Source organism: Pseudomonas sp. 28 E 9 (genome assembly GCF_900004785.1).
GTDB classification, from domain to species: domain Bacteria; phylum Pseudomonadota; class Gammaproteobacteria; order Pseudomonadales; family Pseudomonadaceae; genus Aquipseudomonas; species Aquipseudomonas orientalis_A.
Map to the genome: position 1 here is coordinate 1 of NZ_CVTK01000053.1, position 25,334 is coordinate 25,334.

Genomic DNA, 25,334 nt, shown 5'->3' on the forward strand with positions numbered 1-25,334 from the left:
CGAGTGGTGGGGCAAGAGCGTTTTGCTTACTTTTGCGCTTTTCAAAAGTGAGCCGCTGTAAAAGCGGAACCCATAGCAGCCGTTACCGCAGAAATGGATATGTACTCGATCTGATCCAACATCCTGGTCGGCTCTGAGGCCGCCATCGGGGGCAAGCCCCCTCCCACATTTGGGTCAGGATCGACACAACATCCTGGTCGGCCCTGAGGCCGCCATCGGGGGCAAGTCGAATCGTCGCACCGCCCCTCCCACATTGACCGAGGCGTGTCATTTGGGTAGCAGCATAGGCCATCCCGAGATTGAGTTACCCCTACTTATCTTGGTCGGCCGGACGGGTGTTCCCATCCCACCCCCCACCCAACGCCGCAATCAACTGCACACTCGCCACCAACCGCGACTGCAGCAAGTTCAGTACCGTGCGCTCGTTACTCAGGGCCGTTGCCTGCACGGTAACCACGTCCAGGTAGGCAATCAGCCCCGCCTTGTACTGGTTCTCGGTCAACCGCAACGACTCGCGAGCAGACTCCAGCGCCTCGTTGCTGACCACCGCTTCGTCGGCCAGCACCTTGAGCTGCACCATGTAATTTTCGACTTCGCGGAACCCATCCAGTACGGTCTGACGGTACTTGGCCACGGTTTCGTCATAGCTGGCCACGCTGCGGTCGACTTCCGCCGAGCGCTGGCCGCCGTCGAACAGCGTCATGGCCAACTTCGGGCCCACCGACCAGAAACGGTTCGGCAGGCTGATCCAGTCTTCATAGGTGCTGCTGGAGTAGCCCCCCGCCAGGCTCAAGGTCAAGTCGGGATAATAGGCGGCCTTGGCCACACCAATATTGGCGTTGGCTGCAATCACCGAACGTTCGGCCGACGCGATATCCGGGCGGCGCTCCAACAGCTGCGACGGCAGGCCCACGGGAATCTGCGGCAACGCCGGGATGTCCTTGCTGACGGCCAGGCTGAAATTGGCCGGGGCTTCGCCGATCAATACCGCAATCGCGTTTTCCAGCTGGGCACGCTGCCAGATCAGGTCGATCAGGCTGGCCTGGGTGGTCTTGAGCTGGGTTCGCGCCTGGGCGATGGCGTCCTTGCCGGCGACACCGGCGCGGTACTGGTTTTCGGTCATCTGCTGCGAACGCTGGTAGGTGTCCAGCGTGGCTTGCAACAAACGCGTCTGTTCATCCATGACGCGCAACTGCAGGTAGCTCTGCACCAGTTCCGACTGTTGGCTCAAGCGCATCGCCGCCAGGTCTGCCGTGCTGGCCTCGGCGCTGGCTTCGTTGGCCTCCAGGCCACGGCGCAATTTGCCCCAGACGTCGGCTTCCCAGCTCACGCCCAGTTGCGCATTGAGGGTGTCGCGAATACCGCTGCTGGAACTGCTCAGGCTGGCGCTGCTGCTGCCGGTGCCCTGGCTGGCGCGGGTTTTACCGACGCTCAGGTCGACGCTGGGGTAAAACGCCCCGCGAGCACTGCGCACCAGTGCCTGGGCCTGACGGAAACGCGCCTCGGCCTGGGCGACGGTCTGGTTGGAACTGTTGAGGCGCACCACCAGCTCGTTCAACTGGCGGTCGCCGTACAGCTCCCACCACGCGCCACGGGCCAGGGAGTCGCTCGGGTTGGCCTGGCGCCAGCCCTGGGCTTGCTTGAATTGTGCAGGTTCGACCACAGGAGGCCGCTGGTAATCGGGGCCGATGGCGCAGGCGCTGAGCAACAACGCCAGCCCTACTGTAGGAGCGAGCTTGCTCGCGAAGGTCGTCAACGATAACGCGCCGAGCTTGGAAGAACGCGGTGTCTGCACGTTTTTCGCGAGCAAGCTCGCTCCTACAGTGGGGTTCGCGTTGGTTGAATCATTCATAGCGCAGTGTCCAGGGCAGCATCGGTACGCACGCCGCGCCAGGCGTTGAAGCGGTGGCGCGCGCGGTCTAGATAGAGGTAAACCACCGGGGTGGTGTAAAGGGTCAGAATCTGGCTGAACACCAGGCCGCCAATGATGGTCAGGCCCAGGGGCTGGCGCATTTCCGCGCCATCGCCGGCGCCGAGCAGCAGCGGCAAGGCGCCAAGAATCGCCGCCAGCGTGGTCATCAGGATCGGTCGCAGGCGCAGCAGGCAGGCACTGCGAATCGACTCCAGCGGGCTCATGCCGTCATGCCGCTCAAGCTGCAGCGCCAGGTCGATCATCAGGATCGCGTTTTTCTTCACCACCCCGATCAGCAGGAACAGCCCCAACAACGAGATCAGGCTGAACTCCCCGCCCAGCAGATAGATAGACAGCAACGCGCCGACACCGGCCGAGGGCAAGGTCGACAGAATCGTCAGCGGGTGGATATAGCTTTCATACAGCACGCCCAGCACCAGGTACACCGCCACCAGCGCGCCGAGAATCATGAACGGCTGGCCCTTCTGGGTCGCGGCGAACGCGTCGGCGGTGCCGGCCATCTTGGCGATCACGTCTTCCGGCAGGCCGACCTTGGCAATCGCGCGCTCGATGGCGGCAGTGCCCTGCTCCACCGTCACGCCTGGCGCCATGTCGAACGCGATGTTTTCCGAGGCGAACTGCCCTTCATGGCTGACGCGGTCATCGGCCAGGCTGTTTTCATAATGGGCAATGGTCGACAGCGGCACGCGCGCGCCATCGGCGGTAATCACCTGCACCTGGTTGAGGGTGATCGGGTCCTGGGCATATTTGGGATTGACCTCCATTACCACCTGATACTGGTTGAGGCTGTCGTAGATCGTGGAAATCTGCCGCTGGCTGTAGGCGTTGTTGAGCACCGAGGTGACCATGGCCATGTCGATTCCCAGGCGCTTGGCCTGGTCGCGGTCGACGATCAGGGTGACCTGGGCCGCGCCGCGCCCCTCGCGGGCGTCGATGGCGGTCAGCTCCGGCAGCTCGCGCATGGCGGCCACCACTTTGGGGTACCACAGGCGCAACGCGGCCAGGTCACCGCTTTGCAGGATGTAGGAATACTGCGCGCTGGTCTGGTCGCGGCTGCCGCCGAATTGCAGGTCCTGGTCGGCCATCAGGAACAGGCGCCCGCCGGGGACCAGCGGCACTTCCTTGCGCAGGCGCTCGATCACGGCCTGGGCCGAGATTTTGCGCTCGGCAATCGGTTTGAGGCGCACCAGCATCACCGCGTTGTTGGTGCCGCTGTTGCCGCCGATAAAGCCGGCCACGCTGAGCACCGCCGGGTCCTTGAGCACGGCCTGGCGGAAGATTTCCATTTTCGGCTGCATCACGTTGAATGACAGCCCGTCATCCCCGCGCACAAAACCGATCAACTGACCGGTGTCCTGCTGGGGCATGAAGGTCTTCGGCACCACCACGTACAGCGCGATGTTCACCCCCACGGTCAGCAACAGGCTGAGCAGGGTCAGGCGTCGATGGCGCAGCACCCAGTCCAGGCTGGTGGCATAGGCGGCGACCATGCGTTCGTTGATGCGGTGGCTCCAGCGCTGCAGGCCGGTCATCTGCCCTTTGACATGGGGCTTGAGCCAGCGTGCGCAGAGCATCGGGGTCAGGGTCAGCGACACGATCAGCGAAACGATGATCGCCGCCGACAAGGTGATGGAGAACTCACGGAACAGGTTGGTGACGATCCCGCCCATGAACAGGATGGAGAGAAACACCGCCACCAGCGACACGTTCATCGACAGCAAGGTAAAGCCGACTTCCTGGGCGCCCAGGTACGCGGCCTTCATCGGCGGCACGCCCTCGTCGATATGCCGGGAGATGTTCTCCAGCACCACGATGGCATCGTCCACCACCAGGCCGGTCGCCAGGATCAGCGCCATCAGCGAGAAGTTGTTCAGCGAAAACCCGTACAGGTACATCACCGCAAAGGTGCCCACCAGCGACACCGGCACCGCCAGGGTGGGGATCAACGAGGCGCGGAAGTTGCCCAGGAACAGGTACACCACCAGCACCACCAGGGCCACGGCGATCAGCAGGGTCATCTCGGCTTCGTGCAAGGTGGCGGTGATGACCGGCGAACGGTCCATGGCCAGGTTGAGTTTGACGCTGGACGGCAGCACCGCCTGCAACGCCGGCAACTGCGCCTTGATCTGGCGCACGGTTTCAATGATGTTGGCGCCGGACTGGCGGTTGATCACCAGCAACACCGCCGAATCGTTGTTGAAAAACCCGCTGTTGTAGCGGTCTTCCACGCCGTCGCTGATCTTCGCCACGTCGCTCAGGCGCAGCGCCGCACCGTTCTGGTAGCGAATCAGCAACGGCTCGTAGTCCTTGGCTTTTTCCAACTGATCGTTGGCCTGGATCTGCCAGTTGCGCTCGCTGTCTTCCAGGGAACCCTTGGGCCGGCGCTGGTTGGCGTTGGCGATGGTATTGCGCACATCATCCAGGGCCACGCCGTACTGGTCGAGGGCCTTGGGCTCCAGCTCGATGCGCACGGCCGGCAGGGAGCTGCCACCAATCTGCACTTCGCCCACGCCCGGCACCTGGGACAGGCTCTGGGACAGAATGGTCGAGGCCAGGTCGTACAACTGGCCCTTCTGCAACACGTCGGAGGTCAGCGACAGCACCATGATCGGCGCCTGGGACGGGTTGATCTTCTTGTAGGTGGGCATGCTGCGCATGCCGCTGGGCAGCAGGTTGCGCGATGCATTGATCGCCGCCTGCACTTCCCGCGCCGCGCCGTTGATATCGCGGTCGGAATCGAATGCCAGAATCACCCGCGTGGAGCCCTGGCTCGATGAACTGCTCATGGTGGTGATGCCGGCAATCGCGCCGAACGAGCGCTCCAGCGGCGTGGCCACGGTAGACGCCATCACCTCGGGGCTGGCGCCCGGCAAGCTGGCCGACACCACAATTACCGGGAAGTCGATCTGCGGCAACGGCGACACCGGCAGCAAATTGAAGCTGACGCCACCGAGCAACATGATCGCCAGGCTGAGCAGCATGGTCGCTACCGGCCGGCGAATGAAAGGTCCGGACAGGTTCATGGTTCAACCGGCTCCAGGCTTTGCGGCTCTTTACGCCAGCGCCGGCCAAGACGGTCGAAATACAGGTAAATCACCGGCGTGGTGAACAGCGTCAACACCTGGCTCACCAGCAACCCGCCGACCATCACCAGGCCCAGAGGCTGGCGCAATTCCGCACCGGAGCCGCTGGCCAGCATCAACGGCACCGCACCGAACAAGGCCGCCAGGGTGGTCATCAGGATCGGCCGGAAGCGCAGCAGCGCCGCCTGGTAGATGGCGGTTTGCGGGTCCAGGCCCTGGTTGCGCTCGGCGTCGAGGGCGAAGTCGATCATCATGATCGCGTTCTTCTTGACGATACCGATCAGCAGGATGATGCCGATGATCGCGATCATGCCCAGGTCATTGCCGCTGAGCAGCAAGGCCAGCAAGGCACCCACCGCCGCCGACGGCAAGGTCGAGAGAATGGTGATCGGGTGGATGTAACTCTCGTAGAGCACGCCGAGCACGATGTACATGGTGACCACCGCCGCCAGGATCAGCAGCAAGGTGCTCGACAGCGAGGCCTCGAACGCCTGGGCCGCTCCCTGGAACTGGGTCTGCACGCCGACCGGCATGCCGATGTCCTTCTGGGTCTGGTTGATCAGTTCCACGCCTTTGCCCAGCGCGACCCCGGGGGCCAGGTTGAACGACATCATCACCGCCGGGAATTGGCCGATATGGGCAATCGCCAACTGCGCCTGGCGCTGCTCCACATGGGCCAGGCTCGACAGCCGCACCTGGCCGCCGTCGGTGGTCTTCACATGGATCTGGTTGAGCGCGGCCGGGCCGAGGGTTTCGCCGGACTGGGCCTGCAAGACCACGCGGTACTGGCTGGCCTGGGTGTAGATGGTGGAAATCTGCCGCTGGCCGAAGGCGTCATAGAGCGCATCGGTGATAGTCGAGACGCTGACGCCCAGGCGCGAGGCGGCATCGCGGTCGATTACCAGGTACACCTGCAGGCCCTTGTCCTGCAGGTCGCTGGCTACGTCGGTGAGTTCCGGCAACTGGCCGAGGGCGTGCACCAGCTTGTCGCTCCACAGCGCCAGCAACTCGGCGTCCGGTGAGGACATGCTGAATTGATACTGGGTACGGCTGACGCGGTCTTCGATGGTCAGGTCCTGCACCGGCTGCATGAACAGGCGGATGCCCACCAGCTTGTCGATGGCCGGTTGCAGGCGAGCGATCACCTGCACCGCGCTCAAGTCGCGCACGCCATGGGCCTTGAGGTTGATCAGCAAGCGACCGCTGTTGAGGGTGGCGTTATCACCGTCCACGCCAATGTAGGAGGACAGGCTTTCCACCGCCGGATCGGCCAGGATGATCTTCGCCAGTTCCTGCTGGCGCTGGCTCATCGCGGCAAACGAAATCGACTGCGGCGCTTCGGAAATGCCCTGGATCACCCCGGTATCCTGCACCGGGAAGAAGCCCTTGGGCACCACCAGGTACAGCACCACCGTAAGGCCCAGGGTGGCGATGGCCACCAGCAGGGTCAGCGGCTGGTGCCTGAGCACCCATTGCAGCTTGCACCCGTAGGCGTCGATCAACCAATCGATCCAGGCGCCGCTGGCTTTGTAGAAACGCCCCTGTTCTTCCTCCTTCGGTTCACGCTTGAGCAATCGTGCGCACATCATCGGCGTGAGCGTGAGGGACACCACCAGGGAAATCAGGATCGCCACCGCCAGGGTGATGGCGAACTCGCGAAACAGGCGCCCGACCACGTCGGCCATGAACAGCAGCGGGATCAGCACGGCGATCAGCGACAGGGTCAGGGAAATCAGGGTGAAACCGATCTGCCTGGCGCCCTTGAGCGCGGCGGCCATGGGCGTTTCGCCTTCCTCGATATAGCGGGAGATGTTCTCCAGCATCACGATGGCGTCGTCCACCACGAACCCGGTGGCAATGGTCAGGGCCATCAATGTCAGGTTGTTGACCGAGAACCCCGCCAGGTACATCACGCCAAAGGTGCCGACCAGCGACAGCGGCACGGCGATGGACGGAATGATCGTGGCGCTGACCCGGCGCAGGAACAGGAACGTCACCATCACCACCAGGGCGATGGCGATCAGCAATTCGTGCTGCACATCCTTGACCGACGCGCGGATGGTCTGGGTGCGATCGGTGAGCACCGTCACGTCCAGGCCCGCCGGCAGGTTGTCGGTGATGCTCGGCAGCAGGGCCTTGATACGGTCCACCACCTCGATCACGTTGGCGCCCGGCTGGCGCTGGATATTGAGCAGCACGGCCTGGTTTTCGTTGGCCCAGGCGGCAAGGCGCTCGTTTTCGGCGCCGTCGACGATCTGCGCCACGTCCTTGAGGCGCAACGGCGCGCCGTTGTTGTAGGCCAGGATCAGTTCGGCATATTGCTCGGGGGACACCAACTGGTCGTTGGCATCGAGCATCGACACCCGCGTGGGCCCGTCGAAGTTGCCCTTGGGCTGGTTGACGTTGGACGCGGCGATCAGGGTGCGCACATCCGACAGGTTCAAGCCATTGGCCGCCAGGGCCTCGGGGTTGACCTTGATGCGCACCGCCTGGCGCTGGCCGCCGGCGATGCTGACCATGCCGACGCCGCTGATCTGCGCGATCTTCTGCGCCATGCGCGTGTCGACCAGGTCATTGAGCTTGGGCAGCAGCATGGTCTTGGAAGTAATTGCCAGGGTCAGCACCGGGGTGTCCGCCGGGTTGACCTTGTTGTACACCGGCGGCGCCGGCAAATCCTTGGGCAACAGGTTGGTGGCGGCGTTGATCGCGGCCTGCACCTGCTGCTCGGCGACATCCATATTGATGTCGAGGTTGAAGCGCAGGGTCAGTACCGACGCACCGCCCGAACTGGTGGAGGCCATCTGGGTCAGGCCTGGCATCTGCCCGAACTGGCGCTCCAGCGGCGCAGTGACCGCGCTGGTCATCACGTCGGGGCTGGCTCCGGGGTACAGCGTCATCACCCGAATGGTCGGGTAATCCACCTGGGGCAAGGCCGAAACCGGCAACAAGCGGTAAGCGATCAGGCCGGCCAGCACGATGGCGAGCATGCTCAGCGTGGTGGCGACCGGGCGCAGGATAAACAGGCGCGACAGGTTCATGCGCCGACCTTTTGCGCCTTGCCGGCGTCAGTACCGGTCTCCCCTTTCGCCGCAGGCTTGCCTTGCAGGTGTTCGGTCGGCGTGGTCGGCACTTCGTTGCTGTCGTTGACCACTTCGATTTCGCTGCCGTCCTTGAGACGGTCGGTGCCTTCCATGACCACCCGATCACCCGCCGCCAGGCCTTGCTTGATCACGGTGTTGTCGCCATCGGTATCACCCACCACCAGCGGCTGGACCTTGACCTTGTTGTCGCCATCGAGCTTGTAGACAAAGGTGCCGCCGTTACCGAACTGGATCGCGGCGGACGGTGCCAGCACCACGTTGTGCAAGGTGTCGGCCAGCAAGTGCACATTGACGAACTGGTTGGGAAACAGCGCCTGATCCTTGTTATCGAAGCGCGCCTTGAATTTCAGGGTGCCGGTGGTCACGTCGATCTGGTTATCCAGGCTCTGCAGCACGCCCACCGCCTGCTTTTTCGTGTCGCCACGGTCCCAGGCTTCCACCGGCAGCTTGTTGCCGGCGTGATAACGGGTGAGGACGGTGTCCAGGGTGTTTTCCGGCAGGGTGAAGGCCACGCTGATCGGTTGGGTCTGGGTGATCACCGCGAGGGCTGTAGTGTCGTTGGCGGCGACCAGGTTGCCGACGTCGAGCTGACGCAAACCGACGCGACCGGCAATCGGCGCGCGGATCTTGGTGAATTCAAGGTTCAGCTTGGCATCGTCGACCGCACCCTGGTTGGTCTTGACCGTGCCCTGATATTGCAGGACAAGCGCTTCGGCGGTGTCCAGGGTCTGCTTGGCGATACTGTCCTGGGCGTACAGGCCGCGATAGCGTTGCACATCGACCTGGGCGTTTTTCAACTGCGCCTGGTTCTGCAGCAACGTGCCCTGGGCCTGGAGCAAGGCATTCTGGTAGCTGCGCGGGTCGATCTCGGCGAGCAAGTCGCCAGCCTTGACCATTTGCCCCTCTTCAAAGGCGATCTTCACCAGCTCGCCGCCCACCCGGCTGCGCACGTTGATCGTGTTGAGCGCGGTCACCGTGCCCAGGGCCTTGTAGTACACCGGGAACTCCCCCAAAACAGCCGGCGCCACGCGCACCGGCACCGGGCCGGTGGAGCCGCCGAACCCTGGGCGCGCCATGCCGGTCTTGCCGGTGTGCCCGGCCGGGGCGTCTTTATGGGTCGCGCCGCCGGGCCAGAATTTCCAGCACAAGCCGGCGATAACCAGCAGCACGAGCAGGCCAAACAGCCAGCGGCGGGAGTTGCGGGGGGAGGATTGCATGGAGTGATCAACCATTGGGCGCGAGAGCTTCTTCTTTGGGAGGCTGAAAGATAAGCACTGGAGCGCATTTAGAAAAGCGCCTTTACCGGCTATTTACCTTGGGCTTACAACTTTTGAAATTCGGGTCCTGGTGCCTGGACGGTTTCGCTAAGCTGCTGACACCCAAATAAAAACGGCCTGGACTAGGCCAGGCCGCAAGCTTGCATCATACGTGTGACTGCCTTACGACAGTCACGCGTAGAAACAGTTACTTCAAAACAGCGAGGGCTGCTTCGTAGTTTGGCTCCTGGCCGATTTCGGCAACCAGTTCGCTGTGCAGCACCTTGTCGTGCTCATCCAGCACCACAACGGCGCGAGCGGTGAGGCTGCGCAGCGGGCCTTCAACGATGTCTACGCCGTAATCCTGGGAGAACGCGGCGCTGCGGAAGTCCGACAGGCTCTTGACGTTGTCCAGGCCTTCGGAGCCGCAGAAACGCGCCTGGGCAAACGGCAGGTCCGAGGAAATGCACAACACCACGGTATTGTTCAGGTCGTTGGCCTGGGCATTGAACTTGCGAACCGAGGTGGCGCAGGTCGGGGTGTCGACGCTTGGGAAGATGTTCAACACTTTGCGCTTGCCGGCGAAGCTCGCCAGAGTCGCGTCCGACAGGTCGCCGGCAGTCAGGGTGAAGTCGGGTGCCTGGGTACCGACTTGTGGCAATTCGCCTTCAACCTGGACCGGGTTGCCTTTAAGGGTGACTTGAGCCATGAACGGAATCCTTATGCTGGGTTTTGGTTAAACGAATTCGAGAGGCCGAAGTTAACCACAAAGTGCCGACGCTACCTACCGCCAGACACAAATTGTCACGTCGCCGGGTTGTGGTTTAATTGCGCGCTTTTCGCCTGTCCCTCAAGGAAACCGCTGTTGATGAATCAGCCCGCCACCAAAGTCCTGGTCATTGGTTACGTCTGGCCGGAGCCGCGCTCCTCGGCTGCGGGCGGGCATATGATGCAGATCCTTGAGAGTTTTCTTACACAAGGTTGGGACATTACCTTCAGCAGCCCGGCGACTATCGGCGAACACAAGGCCGACTTGCCCGCACTCGGCATCGCTGAATGCGCCATTGAACTGAATAACAGCAGCTTCGATGATTTTGTTCGCGAATTGGCCCCGGATATCGTGCTGTTCGACCGTTTCATGATGGAAGAGCAATTCGGCTGGCGCGTCGAAAAGTGCTGCCCCGACGCCCTGCGCGTGCTGGAGACCTCTGACTTGCAAAGCCTGCGCGACGCTCGCCACCAGCGCTTCAAGGAGCAGGTGAAAGCCAACCCCGACAGCGACGACTTCAGCGCCCTGTTCGCGCCGGCGCTGGAGGACGAGTTCCAGCGCATGGCTGACACCGACCTGGCCAAGCGCGAAATCGCCGCGATTTACCGCTGCGACATCAGCCTGATGATCTCCGACGTGGAAATCCGCCTGCTCACCGAACAGTTCAAGGTACCTGCCGCCCTGCTCCACTGGTGCCCGTTGATGCTGCCGCCGCCCAAAGCCGCGTTTGCGCCATTTGAAGAGCGTGCGCACTTTCTCAGCATCGGCAATTTCCGCCATGCGCCCAACTGGGACGCGGTGCTATGGATGAAGAACAGCCTGTGGCCGCTGATTCGCCACCAGTTGCCGGGCGCGCAGCTGCATATCTACGGCGCCTACACCCCGCCCAAGGCCACTGCTCTGCACAACCCGGCCCAGGGTTTTCATGTGATGAACTGGGCCGAAGACGCGCTGCAAGTGATGAGCGCCGCGCGTATTTGCCTGGCACCGCTGCGCTTTGGCGCGGGCATCAAGGGCAAGTTGATCGATGCGATGCTGTGCGGCACGCCCAATGTCACCACCCCTATCGGCGCCGAGGCCATGGGCGATGATCAGCCCTGGCCGGGCGCCATCGAACACAACGCCCCGGCCCTGGCTGCCGCCGCCGTGAGCCTCTATCAGGACCGCGAACGCTGGACCCAGGCCCAGGAAAACGGTCGTCAACTGCTTGCCCGGCGCTACGACCAATCGGTCCACGGGCCTGCGCTGGTAGCCTGCCTGGAACACTGCCGCCGCCACCTCGCCGCCCATCGTCGGGACAACTTCACCGGCAGCATGCTGCGCCATCATGCGCATAAAAGTACCCAGTACATGTCCCAGTGGATCGAAGCAAAAAACCGCACCCTGTAAGGCTACCGCTGGCGAGGTCGCGCGCGACGGGGCATTATCCTACGCAGCGACCACAATAAAGCGACGGCAACATGACCCGAGCAACGCGCATCACCGACCCTTCCTACGAGCTGATGGACGACCACAACGGCCTGTCCATCATCTATCGCCAGCACGGCTTCCCCTGCCCGCTGGTGCGCTGGCATTTCCACAAGGAATACGAACTGCACCTGATCGTCGCCAGCTCGGGCAAGGTATTTATCGGTGACTACATCGGCAACTTCTACCCGGAAAGCCTGTTTCTCACCGGCCCAAACCTGCCCCACAACTGGATCAGCCAGGTGGAGGAAGACGAGGTAGTGCCCAAGCGCGACATGCTGGTGAACTTCACCGATGAGCTGTTCGAACACGGCAGCCACATCTTCGCCGAACTCAAGAGTCTGACGCCGTTGCTCGAGCGTGCCCAATACGGCATCGAATTCCGCTGCAAAAAGACCATCGCCCAGGCCATGACCCTGATGCAGCAGATCGAGGACGCCCACGGCATGGCACGTCTGGGGCACTTCTTTATCCTGCTGGAGGTGTTGAGCGCCTGTGAGGACTACCAGCTGTTGTCCGGCGTGACCACCCCGCAGCAAGCCGACGAACACAGCATCGACCGCACCAACCGCGCGGTGGACTACATCTTTGCCCACTACGCCCGGGAGTTGCCGCTGGAGGAAGTGGCGGAGTACCTGGGGATGAAGCCGACGTATTTTTCCCGGGTGTTCAAACAGGCTACGGGGCGCACGTTCATTGAGTTCGTCAACCGGCTGCGCATCAGCAAGTCCTGCGAATTGCTGGCTGATGGCGACAAGGCGGTGACGGATGTGTGCTTTGAGTCGGGCTTCAACAATATTTCCAACTTCAATCGGCGGTTTCAGCAGCTCAAGGGGATGACGCCGTCCCATTATCGGCGGTTGGCGGTGCAGCGGTTGACTGAGCAGAATTTGGCTTGAACGATCGGGCCCACGCTCTGCGTGTGGGGATGTTCTTTTTAATCAGCTTTCAGGCCGTAGCAAGACTCTGCGAGAGATCAATCGTGCCCGGAATCAATCAAGGAGAAACTGATATTGTTAACTCTAAAATTTTCCAGATAGCTGAGAGTCACCATCACGTTGGGATGTGCCTTTTGGTCCAAATGATATATGTCCGCTCCGCCCCGCATACCCAATCCACCTGGTAGTTTTACGGAGGGCTTGGATTTAATGGGCACACCTAAAGCTTCACGTACGTATCGTTGATCCATATCTAACTTGAACGGTTGAGGTAATTGCCCGACATAGACAAGCTGCCCGACTGTTTGAATCAGGACGATCATTACTTGCTCCAGCCGCTTTGTTTCTGCCCAGAACCATAATTTCACACCGGGTTCTGGATTTTGAATCAGCTCCTCGTTATCAGACGTATCAAAGAGCCGCTTGAGCAGTAAATCCTGAATGAGCCCTTCGCTCACCAATTTGTGATAAGGAAAACCAAGCCCTCCTACTAAACAACTGATCGTAACGGCGCCCACCAGTACCCTCCTGAGTTTGGTTAATGTCATCACTGCTGACGAGAGGCTCCAATACCGAACTCATCACCTGCACTTGATTAAAATCAAAGAACCACTATCTGCGCTTGGCGTTGCAGCGGCTAAACTGAGCAGAATCTGGCTCGAAACAAGTCAAACTAACTGGCTTATTCTCCGCCGCACAATGCAAAAGTGAGCGTTTCGACCATCATTTCGGCATTGTAGCTGAAACCTACACGGACCGGAAACTGGACCCACTCTTCGTTTTTCGCGGTATCCAACAACGGCATCAATGATGCCTCTGAAAATCAAGCCCTCACTGATCAACCCGGCGTAATTGCGTCCCAGCCGGTTGATCAAATTGTTAATCGCTGCAGTATCCATGAATACCACCCTTGTTTCTGATTTATATTGTGCCGCTGAGAATGATCAATCTCTATGCATAGATACGCGGAGATTAATTGGTGACTTGCTTGATCCAACGACTAATCGCCACAGGTGGACATTGTCTCCTATCGAGGATTAGGGACAGCACAGAGCAAGCGATCACCAGTTTTGCAACTGGCGATCATATTGGCAGTTCACCTGCTCCATGCTTGAGGCAACACGCTCCTAATTTATCACCGAGAAACTGATATTGTTTACAGCATAGTTTTCAAGATAACCAATTATAACTTTTGCATTCGGATGCCATTCGCTGGACAACTTATATGCATCCCACCCTCCCCGTATACCCAGCCCCCCCGGAAGCCTGGCACGACCTCTCGAATCCATAGGTTCTCCCAAAGCACTACGCACACTTTGCTGATTAATCATCAGGGAAAATGGTGTGGGTAACCCTCCAGCATAAACCGGTTGCCCGACCGTCGGGATGAGTGTGATCAGGATCTGCTTCAGGGACTTGGTCCTGTCATTGAAGAGCAACTCCACTCCCTCTACTGGACGCATGGTCGGCCAATCGCTGTCCTCAAATGGCTTCACCAGCGGTTGATTGGGAATCTTCCCACTTGCTACAAGTTCGGTGAAACCGAGTCCCAAACTCTCCACCCACAACTTAATCGTTGGCGCGTCCATTAATACCACCCCATTTTTTTATTGATTTTATGCATCTTGGTCCGCGCATCCTCAAGGTCCCCTTCTTTGAACCCTTCCTCAAGCATGTAGGGCTTTATTGCATTAAAATTTCGTTCTGCCGCACCTCGTAAATCAGCCGCATCCACCTGTCGTTTGAATTTTGTGTTTCTGCCTCCGAAGGTCTCACTGTATTTCTGATGAACACGAGACGGTATCGCGATGCTCACAGCGTTTTTCATTGCCTGCTTCCGATCAATCTCATCAAGATGCGGAAAATTTTCCACCAAGTAATGCTCTAACGCCGCTTGGGAAGGCATGTGATCCAAGTGCATGCCTTCACGAGGCCGTCCACTGAAAGCCCTATAGATGTCGACCTCCAACGGCCTGACCGCCGGCTTGGCAAACACCAGATACAACGGCGGCACACCCGAATCAGCCGGAAACGAAATGATCGTATCCTGCCAGGTGATGTTTTCTGCATCCCGTCCTGGATAGTGACTGATTGCCGAATCTTGCCCCACCGCAACTGGATGAACAAACACGTTATCCAAGCGTTCCGGTGTACCGGGATACGGGCTCGGCACGCTGACAACCGGGCCGTGGTTCGGCGTCCAGGTGATGCTGATGCCATCCAGCACCGCGACCATCGCGCTGTGATCCTCATTCCACCGGGCTTGCGCAACGGGTACGCGGTCAGCGCCACTGCCAGGTTGGGTATGTAGGCCGTAAACACGCAGTTCACCGGACTCATCCTGGCGAAACTGGAAACGCACCCGCGTACTGGCCGAACGCATCCCCTCCAACTGCTCCGGGGTGTATAGCGTTGAATCACCGATATCCCGTGGCCAAAAGGCCAGCAGCACAAGGTTGAGGGCCGAACTGGCTCCGGCCAAGCCTCGTACAGCCCAGGCACCGAGGTCGCTGCCGAGTGTGCCTGCTACCCTGCCGACGGCGCCCGTCGTACCGGTTGAGGCCATGACGGCCGTGGCGCCGAAGTTTCTGGCGTTTTCCGTGCCGGTTCCCGCGGCTGTAGAACCGGCGGGTACCGAAACGCATGATTTGGCGAAAACGCAGGTATCAGCGGCACGATTCGGCGCAGCGGGCGCGGCTACGTTGAAAGGTGTCGCGGCGGACGCGGTCGGCCCCATTCCAACGGTGGTGAATCGTTGAGGCTGGGGACCGAACTCCTGGCATTTGAAGCGCTGATTGGCAATCAACTCCGGCGGCGGATCGCATTTGCAGATACACAGATCCCCCTCAAGTGCCGCTTGTTTGCCGTTCCACTCTTCGTGCAGATGAGGACCGACGAGCGCGATGAAGCCTTCAGTGCCGCAAGCCGGGCAAGCGACCCGGTCACCCTCCCTTGAGATTAATTCGCCGTTGAAACTGGTGCGCTCACAACCACTGGTCACTTTGCCACCCGCTGTGGTGGTTGAACCCGTGGTGATGTTGTAGCGCCTCACATCTGATTCTCCACGCGATATCCAGGCTTTAGAAGGCCAGGAATACCCTCGCCGTCCGCGTACTCCACCACCTGAGCCAGGTTTTGCAGGCTGCCCGTCACGGTGTCACCGTTGTCGGTAGCGCTGCCGACAATGGCGATGGGCAGACCTTTGTAGATGGCTGCGAAACCTGCTCCCGAGACAATTTCGCTCTCTTTGCCATCGGGGTAGCGCACTCGGTCGCCGACGCACGCGATGCGCAGGTCATGGATCTCGAGGCTGGTGCTTGCAGTAATGATTTCTCCACCCATACGCGTTCTTGAGCCGAGTGTCGCGTAGCCGTAGATAGCTTTGATTGGGCGAGTTGATTGTTGGATTTCAGTATTGGTGTCTTTCATGCTTCGTCCTTTTTTAGCGTGCAGGGGTGCTCAAACGCGATCATGGCGTTGATGTATGCAAAGGGAATAGCGCCGAACTGGCGCAAGAAAATGTTGCTGGCTGGCGCGAAGCCAAACAACTGTCCGTTCGGCTAGGTATTGGGAAAAACAGAAACGTCTTACAAGGCTTTGAGGTTGCCCCCAGGACACTCGATCTCTAGTCTCCCTACACCGCTGCACACTCAGCGGTCGGGCGTCGCGGCCCGGTTTAATCAGATGCAAAGTGCCATTTCCGCTTTTAGTCGGCGTTTTTTTATCGTCTACTGTGCGGCTTATGGTGGCTGTGCGCGGGATACCTTCGGGTATGCCGGTTTCCTGATTCCGGTCCGCGAACCTGCGTACAGCTACCACCCAATAGCGTCGCGGCGAAAGGGTGGTAACTCCACTTAAATCAGGAGTTTCACCATGATCAAACCCACCCCAAATCCCCCAATCGATCCAGCACCCAGCGTGCTGTTCACCGTAAAAGACGGCATCTCTACGCAAGACCTGCTGGTCAACCTAAGCGAATCCCTCGCCTCTGCCTACGCCCTCACCTGCGATTTCGCCTTTGACCTCGACGGCTCACGCCGCGAAGGCGCGCTGGGTATTGCGCAGTTGATCGAGGTGTCTCGGCTGCTGGCTGAACGGGTATTGGCTGATATCGAGGGTTAAGCACCGCACTGATCGTTCCCACGCTCCGCGTGGTAACGATGCCGAGTGCAAAAAAGTATCAGTCCCAGTGCTCCCAAGGATTTGTCACAACCGCATTTGAAGGCTGTAATCAACGCACACTCTTCCTGACACCTTGATAGGAAGACACAACAACAATAACTGTCCTTCCGTAGCCCCTGGGCGCGGAAATGGAGTGCGCGATGAAGTTCACAGCAAAAGTACTGCTTGCCTCTACCTGCATGACTGCATGCATGACCCTCAGCGCCGTCAGCTTTGGCGCGCAAACCCTGACCATTGCCACCGTCAACAACAGCGACATGATCCGCATGCAGAAGCTCTCGAAAACCTTCGAGGCCGAGCACCCGGAGATCAAGCTGAACTGGGTGGTGCTTGAAGAAAACGTGCTGCGCCAACGCCTGACCACCGACATCGCCACCCAGGGCGGGCAGTTCGATGTCTTGACCATCGGCATGTACGAAGCCGCACTGTGGGGCGCCAAGGGTTGGCTGGAACCCATGAAGGACCTACCGGCGTCCTACGACCTTGACGACGTGTTCCCGTCGGTACGTGACGGCCTGTCCGTCAAGGGCTCGCTGTACGCCCTGCCGTTCTACGCCGAAAGCTCGATCACCTATTACCGCACCGACCTGTTCAAGGACGCCGGGCTGAGCATGCCCGAGCACCCGACCTGGACCCAGATCGGCGAATACGCGGCCAAACTCACCGACAAATCCAAAGAGCAATACGGCCTGTGCCTGCGCGGCAAAGCCGGTTGGGGCGAGAACATGGCGCTGATCACCACCCTGGCCAACGGCTACGGCGCGCGCTGGTTCGATGAGAAATGGCAGCCCGAATTCAACGGCCCCGAGTGGAAGGAGGCGCTGAACTTCTATGTCGACAACATGAAGAAATCCGGCCCGCCGGGTGCGTCCAGCAACGGCTTCAACGAGAACCTGGCGCTGTTCAACAGCGGCAAGTGCGCGATCTGGGTGGACGCCAGCGTGGCCGGCTCGTTTGTCACCGATAAAACCCAGAGCAAGGTGGCCGAGCACGTCGGCTTTACCTTCGCCCCGCACGAGAAGACCGACAAGGGCACCTCGTGGCTGTACTCCTGGAGCCTGGCGATCCCCACCAGTTCCAAGGCCAAGGACGCCGCCAAGGTGTTCACCAGCTGGGCCACCTCCAAGGAATATGGCGCATTGGTCGCCAAGACCGACGGCGTCGCCAACGTCCCGCCAGGCACGCGCAAGTCGACCTACAGCGATGAGTACATGAAGGCCGCACCGTTCGCCAAGGTGACCCTGGAATCGCTGAAAGTGGCGGACCCGACCAAGCCCACCGAAAAACCGGTGCCGTATATCGGTATCCAGTTGGTGACCATTCCCGAGTTCCAGGCGATTGGTACCCAGGTCGGCAAGTTCTTCTCGGGTGCGTTGACCGGTCAGCAGACCGTGGATGCCGCATTGACCGCCGCACAGACCACCACCGAGCGTGAAATGAAGCGGGCCGGTTACCCCAAATAAGCCAGCCTCACCACCGTCAAATGTGGGAGTGGGCTTGCCCCCGATAGCAGTGGATCAGCCAACTGATTCATCACCTGATACACCGCTATCGGGGGCAAGCCCCCTCCCACATTGACCGCGCTCCGATTCGTATCCGACTGGTCTTGATCCTAATGAATACACCCGTCAAAAACCGCCTGGCCAACCCCGGCTGGTTCCTCGTCAGCCCCTCGGTGGCCCTGTTGCTGCTGTGGATGATCGTGCCGCTGGGCATGACCCTGTACTTTTCGCTGATCCGCTACAACCTGCTCTACCCCGGCGAAAACCAGTTCGTGGGGCTGGAAAACTTCACCTACTTCGTCACCGACTCGGGCTTCCTGCCCGGCGCCACCAATACCCTGCTGCTGGTGGGCAGTGTGCTGTTGATCAGCGTGGTGTTCGGGGTGCTGATCAGTGCACTGCTCGAGGCCAGTGAATTCCTGGGGCGTGGCATCGTGCGGGTGATGCTGATTTCGCCGTTCTTCATCATGCCCACCGTCGGTGCGTTGATCTGGAAGAACCTGATTTTCCACCCGGTGTCGGGGATTCTCGCCGCCGTGTGGAAGTTCTTCGGCGCCGAGCCCGTGGACTGGCTGGCGCACTACCCGTTGCTGTCGATCATCATCATTGTGTCGTGGCAGTGGCTGCCCTTCGCGATCCTGTTGCTGATGACCGCCATGCAGTCCCTGGACCAGGAACAGAAGGAAGCCGCACGCCTGGACGGTGCCGGCGCCATCGCGATCTTCTGGCACCTGACCCTGCCCCACCTGGCCCGTCCGATTGCCGTGGTGGTGATGATCGAAACCATCTTCCTGCTCTCGGTGTTCGCCGAAATCTTCACCACCACCAACGGCGGCCCCGGCTACGCCTCGACCAACCTCGCCTACCTGATCTACAACCAGGCGCTGGTGCAGTTCGACGTGGGCATGGCCTCGGCCGGCGGCTTGATTGCCGTGGTCATCGCCAATATCGCGGCGATCATCCTGGTGCGGATGATCGGCAAAAACCTGACTGACAAGCCTTGAGGGCCGCGCCATGACGCTTCAACAATCCCGCCGCCTGCAAAGCCTGTTGCTCGGCACCCTGGCCTGGGCCATTGCGATCCTGATCTTCTTCCCGATCTTCTGGATGGTGCTGACCAGCTTCAAGACCGAAATCGACGCGTTCGCCACGCCGCCGCAGTTCATCTTCACGCCGACGCTGGAGAACTACCTGCACATCAACGAGCGCAGCAACTATTTTGCCTACGCGTGGAATTCGGTGCTGATTTCCTTCAGCGCCACCGCGCTGTGCCTGCTGATCTCGGTGCCGGCCGCCTACTCCATGGCGTTCTATGAAACCCAGCGCACCAAGGGCACGCTGCTGTGGATGCTGTCCACCAAGATGCTGCCACCGGTGGGCGTGCTGATGCCGATCTACCTGCTGGCCAAGAGCTTTGGCCTGCTCGACACGCGCATTGCGCTGATCATCATCTACACCCTGATCAACCTGCCGATCGTGGTGTGGATGGTGTACACCTACTTCAAGGACATCCCCAAGGACATCCTCGAAGCCGCCCGCCTGGACGGCGCCACCCTGTGGCAGGAAATGGTCCGCGTGCTGCTGCCGATCGCCAAGGGCGGCCTGGCGTCAACCGTGCTGCTGTCGCTGATCCTGTGCTGGAACGAGGCCTTCTGGTCGCTGAACCTGACGTCCTCCAGCGCCGCGCCGCTGACTGCGCTGATCGCCTCCTACTCCAGTCCCGAAGGCTTGTTCTGGGCCAAATTGTCCGCCGTGTCGACCCTGGCCTGCGCGCCCATCCTGATCTTTGGCTGGATCAGCCAGAAGCAGTTGGTACGCGGCTTGTCCTTTGGTGCCGTCAAATAATAATTCCAAGCGGAGGGCCCATCATGGCCAACCTGAAAATCAAGAATCTGCAAAAAGGCTTCGAAGGTTTTTCCATCATCAAAGGCATCGACCTGGAAGTGAACGACAAGGAATTCGTGGTGTTCGTCGGCCCGTCGGGCTGCGGCAAATCCACGTTGCTGCGGCTGATCGCCGGCCTTGAAGAGGTCAGCGAAGGCACCATCGAACTGGACGGCCGCGACATCACCGAAGTGACCCCGGCCAAGCGCGACCTGGCGATGGTGTTCCAGACCTACGCGCTGTACCCGCACATGAGCGTGCGCAAGAATATGTCGTTCGCCCTGGACCTTGCCGGCGTCGACAAGAAAATCGTCGAGAGCAAAGTCAATGAAGCGGCGCGCATCCTGGAACTGGGCCCGCTGCTGGAGCGCAAGCCCAAGCAGCTCTCCGGCGGCCAGCGCCAGCGCGTGGCGATTGGCCGGGCGATTGTACGCAACCCGAAGATTTTCCTGTTCGACGAACCGCTGTCCAACCTCGACGCCGCCCTGCGCGTGCAGATGCGCCTGGAACTGGCGCGCCTGCATAAAGAGCTGCAGGCGACCATGATCTACGTGACCCACGACCAGGTCGAAGCCATGACCCTGGCCGACAAAGTCGTGGTGCTCAACAGCGGCCGCATCGAACAGGTCGGCTCGCCGCTGGAGCTGTACCACCAGCCGGCCAACCTGTTCGTGGCGGGTTTTCTCGGCACGCCGAAGATGGGTTTCCTCAAGGGCAAGGTCACCCGTGTCGAAGGCCAGGGCTGTGACGTGCAACTCGACGCCGGCACCCTGATCAGTCTGCCGCTCAGCGGCGCCAGCTTGAGCGTGGGCAGCGCGGTGACCCTGGGTATTCGCCCCGAGCACCTGGAAATCGCCGCGCCGGGCCACACCACCCTGACCGTCACCGCCGACGTCGGCGAGCGCCTGGGCAGCGACACCTTCTGCCACGTCATCACCGCCAACGGCGAGCCGCTGACCATGCGCATCCGTGGCGACATGGCCAGCCAGTACGGCGAGACGCTGCACCTGCACCTGGACCCGGCGCATTGCCATCTGTTCGACACCGATGGCGTGGCCGTCACCCGCCCCCTGCGCGCCGCCGCCTGATTTCGCGAGTATTACGTCATGAAGCTGAATAAACACACCCTCAACCAGCTGGCACCCGAAGTGCAACGGCCCACCTATGCCATCGCCAGCACATCGCAAGGCATCGCGCATATTGGCGTCGGCGGTTTCCATCGGGCGCACCAGGCGTTTTACACCGATGCCTTGATGAACAGCGGTGAAGGCCTGGACTGGAGCATCTGCGGCGTGGGCCTGCGGGCCGAAGACCGCAAGGCCCGCGACGACCTGGCCGGCCAGGATTATCTGTTCACCCTGTATGAACTGGGCGACACCGACGACACCGAAGTGCGCGTGATCGGCGCGATCAGCGACATGCTGCTGGCCGAAGACAGCGCCCAGGCGCTGATCGATAAACTGGCCGAGCCGGCCATCCGTATCGTGTCGCTGACCATCACCGAAGGCGGCTACTGCATCGACGACAGCAACGGCGAGTTCATGGCCCACCTGCCGCAGATCCAGCATGACCTGGCGCACCCGAACGCACCGAAGACCGTGTTCGGTTTTCTCTGCGCCGCCCTGACCCGGCGCCGCGCCGCCGGCACTCCAGCGTTCACGGTGATGTCCTGCGATAACCTGCCGCACAACGGCGCTGTGACGCGCAAGGCCCTGCTGGCGTTTGCCGCGCTGCACAATGCCGAGTTGCATGACTGGATCCAGGCCAATGTGAGCTTCCCGAATGCCATGGTCGACCGCATCACGCCGATGACCAGCACTGCCCACCGCCTGCAATTGCATGACGAGCACGGCATTGACGATGCCTGGCCGGTGGTGTGCGAGCCTTTTGTGCAATGGGTGCTGGAAGACAAATTCGTCAACGGGCGCCCGGCCTGGGAAAAGGTCGGCGTGCAGTTCACCGCTGACGTGACGCCTTACGAGGAAATGAAGATCGGCCTGCTCAACGGCAGCCACCTGGCCCTGACGTACCTGGGGTTTCTCAAGGGCTACCGGTTCGTTCACGAAACCATGAACGACCCGCTGTTTGTCGCCTACATGCGCGCCTACATGGACCTGGACGTCACGCCGAACCTGGCGCCGGTGCCGGGCATCGACCTGACCGAGTACAAACAGACCCTCGTCGAGCGGTTTTCCAACCAGGCGATTGCCGACCAGTTGGAGCGCGTGTGTTCGGATGGCTCCTCGAAGTTTCCAAAGTTCACCGTGCCAACGATCAACCGCCTGATTGCGGGCGGCCGTGAGACTGAACGGGCTGCACTGGTGGTCGCTGCGTGGGCGTTGTATCTCAAGGGTGTCGATGAGAATGGCGTGAGCTACACCATCCCTGACCCGCGCGCGCAGTTCTGCCAGCAACTGGTCAGCGATGACAGCTTGATCAGCGAGCGCTTGCTGGGGGTTGAAGAGATTTTCGGCACGGCTATTCCCAACTCACCCGCGTTTGTGGCAGCGTTCGAGCGGTGTTATGCAAGTTTGCGCGATCACGGCGTCACTGAAACCCTGAGGCGGTTACTGAAGAAACCGGCTTAAAACTGTGGGAGGGGGCTTGCCCCCGATGAGGGTGTGTCAGTTAATAAATCGTTCACTGACCCACTGCTATCGGGGGCAAGCCCCCTCCCACATTGACCACATTGACAACTCCAACAATAAAACTGCTGAGCACTCCATCATGACCCAGCAAAACCTGTTCCTCGGCATCGACTGCGGCACTCAGGGCACCAAGGCCATCGTCCTCGACGCGTCCAGCGGCAAGGTACTGGGCCTGGGCGCCGCCGCGCACACCCTGCTCAGCGGCGCCAACGGCCGGCGTGAGCAACACACCCAGGAATGGCTGGACGCCTTCACCGAAGCCACTCACCGCGCCTTGCAACAGGCCGGGGTGGACGGCCAGGACATCCTCGGCATCGGCGTGTCCGGCCAGCAACATGGCCTGGTTCTGCTCGACGCCCAGGGCCAGGTGCTGCGCCCGGCCAAGCTGTGGTGCGACACCGAGCCCGCCGCCGAAAACGAGCGCCTGTTACAGCACCTGGGCGGCGAAAGCGGCTCGCTGGAGCGCCTGGGCGTGGTCATTGCGCCGGGCTACACCGTGTCAAAGCTGCTGTGGACCCGCGAACAGCACCCGGACCTGTTTGCGCGCATCGCCCATATTCTGTTGCCCCATGACTACCTCAACTACTGGCTCACCGGCCGCGCCGTCGCCGAATACGGCGATGCTTCAGGCACCGGCTATTTCGACGTGCGCCGCCGTGAATGGGACGTTGCGCTGCTGCAGCACATCGACCCCAGCGGGCGCCTGCAAGCGGCGCTGCCCGAGCTGATCACAGCCGATCAGGCGGTGGGCACGATCCTGCCCGCCATCGCCGAGCGCCTGGGCATCAACCCCAACGCCATCGTCGCCAGCGGCGGCGGCGACAACATGATGGGCGCCATCGGCACCGGCAATATCGCACCGGGCGTGATCACCATGAGCCTGGGTTCTTCGGGCACCGTCTACGCGTTCGCCGACCAGCCCAACGTCAGCCCCCAGGCGTCGGTCGCCACCTTCTGCTCCTCCAGCGGCGGCTGGTTGCCGTTGATCTGCACCATGAACCTGACCAACGCCACCGGCGTGGTGCGCGAGCTGTTCGAGCTGGACTTGAACACCTTCAATGCCCTGGTCGAACAGGCCCCCATCGGCGCGGACGGGGTGAGCATGCTGCCGTTCCTCAACGGCGAACGGGTGCCCGCCCTGCCCCAGGCCACCGGCAGCCTGCACGGCCTGACCATGACCAACCTGACCCGCGCCAACCTGTGCCGCGCGGTGGTCGAAGGCACCACCTTCGGCTTGCGTTACGGCCTGGACCTGCTGCGCCAGACCGGCCTGCAAAGCCTGGGCATCCGCTTGATCGGCGGCGGTTCGAAAAGCCCGCTGTGGCGGCAGATGGTTGCCGATATCATGAACACCGAAGTGGTGTGTACCGAACAAAGCGAAGCCGCAGCCCTGGGCGCGGCGATCCAGGCGGCGTGGTGCCAGTCCGGCGAATCCCTGGCCAGCCTGTGCGACAAATGCGTGAGCCTTGACCCGGCCAGCCGCACCCTGCCGGTGCCGGCCAATGTCAGGGCCTATCAACAGGCCTACGAGCGCTATCAACAGCTTGTGGCAACCCTTTAAGAGCGAACGACTATGTATCTGGTGTGCGGTGAAGCGCTGTTTGATTTTTTCAGCGAGGAGGATGCCAGCGGGCTTGCGTCCAGGGTCAACTACAAGTCGATTGCCGGCGGGTCGCCGTTCAACGTGGCCGTGGGCTTGCGCCGCCTGGGCATCGAGGCCGGACTGTTCGGCGGGGTGTCCACCGACTTCCTCGGCCGGCGCCTGGCGCAGGTGCTCGAGGATGAAGGCGTGAGCCGGCAATTTCTCGTGGAGTTCGCCGCACCGACCACGCTGGCAATGGTTGCCGTGGGTGCCAATGGCTCGCCGCAATACAGCTTTCGCGGCGAAGGTTGCGCCGACCGGCAACTGCAAGTCGCGCATCTGCCGGTACTGGGCGATGAGATTCGCGGGCTGCATATCGGCTCGTTCTCGCTGGTGGTGCAACCCATCGGCGACACGCTGCTGGCCCTCGTCCAGCGCGAAAGCGGCAAGCGCCTGATCAGCCTCGACCCCAATGTGCGCCTTAACCCGCAACCGGACATCCAGCTGTGGCGCGACCGTATCGCCGAGCTGGTCAAGCATGCCGACCTGATCAAGGTCAGCGATGAAGACCTGCACCTGCTCTACCCCGAGCAATCGCCCGAAAGCGTGCTGCAAGGCTGGCTGCAACACCGCTGCCAGCTGATATTTCTCACCCGTGGCGGCGACGGCGCCAGTGTGTTCAGCCGCCGGCACGGCAACTGGTCACAACCGGCTATCGACATCGTGATGGCCGACACGGTGGGCGCCGGCGATACCTTCCAGGCGGCGTTGATCGCCTGGTTGACCGAGCAGCAATTGGATTCGGTTGAAGGGCTGCAACAGCTCAGCCGCGAACAGATCGACGCCATGCTCGGCTTTGCCATCCGCGCTGCTGCGCTGACCTGCACCCGCACCGGGCCGGACCTGCCCTACCGTCGCCAACTAGGCTGACAGCCCCACCGGCCGTGCCCTGCGCGGCCTTTTCCTTTTATCCAAAAACCTTGCCATGC

19 protein-coding genes are annotated in these 25,334 nt (G+C 61.1%); 10 read left to right on the forward strand and 9 right to left on the reverse strand.

Going from position 1 to position 25,334, the window contains the following annotated elements; translation table 11 throughout:
• Nucleotides 1-310: 310 nt before the first annotated feature.
• From BFQ00_RS20590 to tpx, 5 genes are all read right to left on the reverse strand, one after another.
• Nucleotides 311-1,852, reverse strand: a complete 1,542-nt coding sequence (locus BFQ00_RS20590) for an efflux transporter outer membrane subunit (RefSeq protein ID WP_083203232.1) — start codon at nucleotides 1,850-1,852, stop codon at nucleotides 311-313.
• The gene (locus BFQ00_RS20595; protein ID WP_065887321.1) at nucleotides 1,849-4,956 is read right to left on the reverse strand and encodes an efflux RND transporter permease subunit; all 3,108 of its coding nucleotides are present in this window, start codon (nucleotides 4,954-4,956) and stop codon (nucleotides 1,849-1,851) included. Before BFQ00_RS20595 ends, BFQ00_RS20590 begins: the two co-directional genes overlap by 4 nt.
• On the reverse strand, nucleotides 4,953-8,054 hold the full coding sequence (locus tag BFQ00_RS20600; RefSeq protein ID WP_065934567.1) for an MdtB/MuxB family multidrug efflux RND transporter permease subunit: 3,102 nt from the start codon (nucleotides 8,052-8,054) through the stop codon (nucleotides 4,953-4,955). The genes BFQ00_RS20595 and BFQ00_RS20600 overlap by 4 nt, the downstream gene beginning before the upstream one ends.
• Nucleotides 8,051-9,349: an MdtA/MuxA family multidrug efflux RND transporter periplasmic adaptor subunit gene (locus tag BFQ00_RS20605; RefSeq protein WP_065934568.1), complete on the reverse strand. Its 1,299-nt coding sequence runs from the start codon at nucleotides 9,347-9,349 to the stop codon at nucleotides 8,051-8,053. The genes BFQ00_RS20600 and BFQ00_RS20605 overlap by 4 nt, the downstream gene beginning before the upstream one ends.
• 232 nt (nucleotides 9,350-9,581) lie before the next feature.
• Nucleotides 9,582-10,082: a thiol peroxidase gene (gene tpx / locus BFQ00_RS20610; protein ID WP_065934569.1), complete on the reverse strand. Its 501-nt coding sequence runs from the start codon at nucleotides 10,080-10,082 to the stop codon at nucleotides 9,582-9,584.
• Between the two features lie 159 nt (nucleotides 10,083-10,241).
• Here tpx and BFQ00_RS20615 point away from each other — a divergent pair, with 159 nt between their 5' ends.
• Together BFQ00_RS20615 and BFQ00_RS20620 are read left to right on the forward strand one after the other, a co-directional pair.
• On the forward strand, nucleotides 10,242-11,531 hold the full coding sequence (locus tag BFQ00_RS20615; protein ID WP_065934570.1) for a glycosyltransferase: 1,290 nt from the start codon (nucleotides 10,242-10,244) through the stop codon (nucleotides 11,529-11,531).
• Between the two features lie 71 nt (nucleotides 11,532-11,602).
• On the forward strand, nucleotides 11,603-12,508 hold the full coding sequence (locus BFQ00_RS20620; protein ID WP_065934571.1) for an AraC family transcriptional regulator: 906 nt from the start codon (nucleotides 11,603-11,605) through the stop codon (nucleotides 12,506-12,508).
• Nucleotides 12,509-12,585: 77 nt separating this feature from the next.
• Here the strand turns inward: BFQ00_RS20620 and BFQ00_RS20625 are convergent, their stop codons facing one another.
• The 4 genes from BFQ00_RS20625 to BFQ00_RS20640 all read right to left on the reverse strand — a co-directional run bounded on the left by BFQ00_RS20625 (nucleotide 12,586) and on the right by BFQ00_RS20640 (nucleotide 15,976).
• A complete protein-coding gene (locus BFQ00_RS20625) occupies nucleotides 12,586-13,065 on the reverse strand; it encodes a DUF6392 family protein (protein WP_065934572.1) in 480 nt (159 codons plus the stop codon).
• A 609-nt stretch (nucleotides 13,066-13,674) separates the two neighbouring features.
• A complete protein-coding gene (locus BFQ00_RS20630) occupies nucleotides 13,675-14,136 on the reverse strand; it encodes a DUF6392 family protein (RefSeq protein ID WP_065934573.1) in 462 nt (153 codons plus the stop codon).
• Nucleotides 14,136-15,599 (reverse strand): S-type pyocin domain-containing protein, encoded by a 1,464-nt coding sequence (locus BFQ00_RS20635; protein WP_065934574.1) that lies wholly within the window; start codon nucleotides 15,597-15,599, stop codon nucleotides 14,136-14,138. The genes BFQ00_RS20630 and BFQ00_RS20635 overlap by 1 nt, the downstream gene beginning before the upstream one ends.
• Entirely contained in the window at nucleotides 15,596-15,976 is a 381-nt protein-coding gene (locus tag BFQ00_RS20640; protein ID WP_065934575.1) for a PAAR domain-containing protein, read from the reverse strand. The genes BFQ00_RS20635 and BFQ00_RS20640 overlap by 4 nt, the downstream gene beginning before the upstream one ends.
• Before the next feature lie 444 nt (nucleotides 15,977-16,420).
• Here BFQ00_RS20640 and BFQ00_RS20645 point away from each other — a divergent pair, with 444 nt between their 5' ends.
• The 8 genes from BFQ00_RS20645 (at nucleotide 16,421) to BFQ00_RS20680 (ending at nucleotide 25,275) form a co-directional block, all read left to right on the forward strand.
• Entirely contained in the window at nucleotides 16,421-16,669 is a 249-nt protein-coding gene (locus BFQ00_RS20645) for a DUF6124 family protein (protein ID WP_065934576.1), read from the forward strand.
• A 200-nt stretch (nucleotides 16,670-16,869) separates the two neighbouring features.
• Nucleotides 16,870-18,192 (forward strand): ABC transporter substrate-binding protein, encoded by a 1,323-nt coding sequence (locus BFQ00_RS20650; protein ID WP_065934577.1) that lies wholly within the window; start codon nucleotides 16,870-16,872, stop codon nucleotides 18,190-18,192.
• Nucleotides 18,193-18,344: 152 nt separating this feature from the next.
• Nucleotides 18,345-19,235, forward strand: a complete 891-nt coding sequence (locus BFQ00_RS20655) for a carbohydrate ABC transporter permease (protein ID WP_065934578.1) — start codon at nucleotides 18,345-18,347, stop codon at nucleotides 19,233-19,235.
• A 10-nt stretch (nucleotides 19,236-19,245) separates the two neighbouring features.
• Nucleotides 19,246-20,076, forward strand: coding sequence for a carbohydrate ABC transporter permease (locus BFQ00_RS20660; protein ID WP_065887345.1), 831 nt, complete (start codon nucleotides 19,246-19,248; stop codon nucleotides 20,074-20,076).
• A 23-nt stretch (nucleotides 20,077-20,099) separates the two neighbouring features.
• Nucleotides 20,100-21,203 carry an ABC transporter ATP-binding protein gene (locus tag BFQ00_RS20665; protein WP_065934579.1) on the forward strand — a complete coding sequence of 368 codons (1,104 nt, stop codon included), beginning with the start codon at nucleotides 20,100-20,102 and terminating at the stop codon, nucleotides 21,201-21,203.
• Between the two features lie 18 nt (nucleotides 21,204-21,221).
• On the forward strand, nucleotides 21,222-22,703 hold the full coding sequence (locus BFQ00_RS20670; RefSeq protein WP_065934580.1) for a mannitol dehydrogenase family protein: 1,482 nt from the start codon (nucleotides 21,222-21,224) through the stop codon (nucleotides 22,701-22,703).
• Nucleotides 22,704-22,842: 139 nt separating this feature from the next.
• Nucleotides 22,843-24,324: a xylulokinase gene (gene xylB, locus BFQ00_RS20675; RefSeq protein ID WP_065934581.1), complete on the forward strand. Its 1,482-nt coding sequence runs from the start codon at nucleotides 22,843-22,845 to the stop codon at nucleotides 24,322-24,324.
• A 12-nt stretch (nucleotides 24,325-24,336) separates the two neighbouring features.
• Nucleotides 24,337-25,275, forward strand: coding sequence for a carbohydrate kinase family protein (locus BFQ00_RS20680; protein ID WP_065934582.1), 939 nt, complete (start codon nucleotides 24,337-24,339; stop codon nucleotides 25,273-25,275).
• Nucleotides 25,276-25,334: the final 59 nt, after the last annotated feature.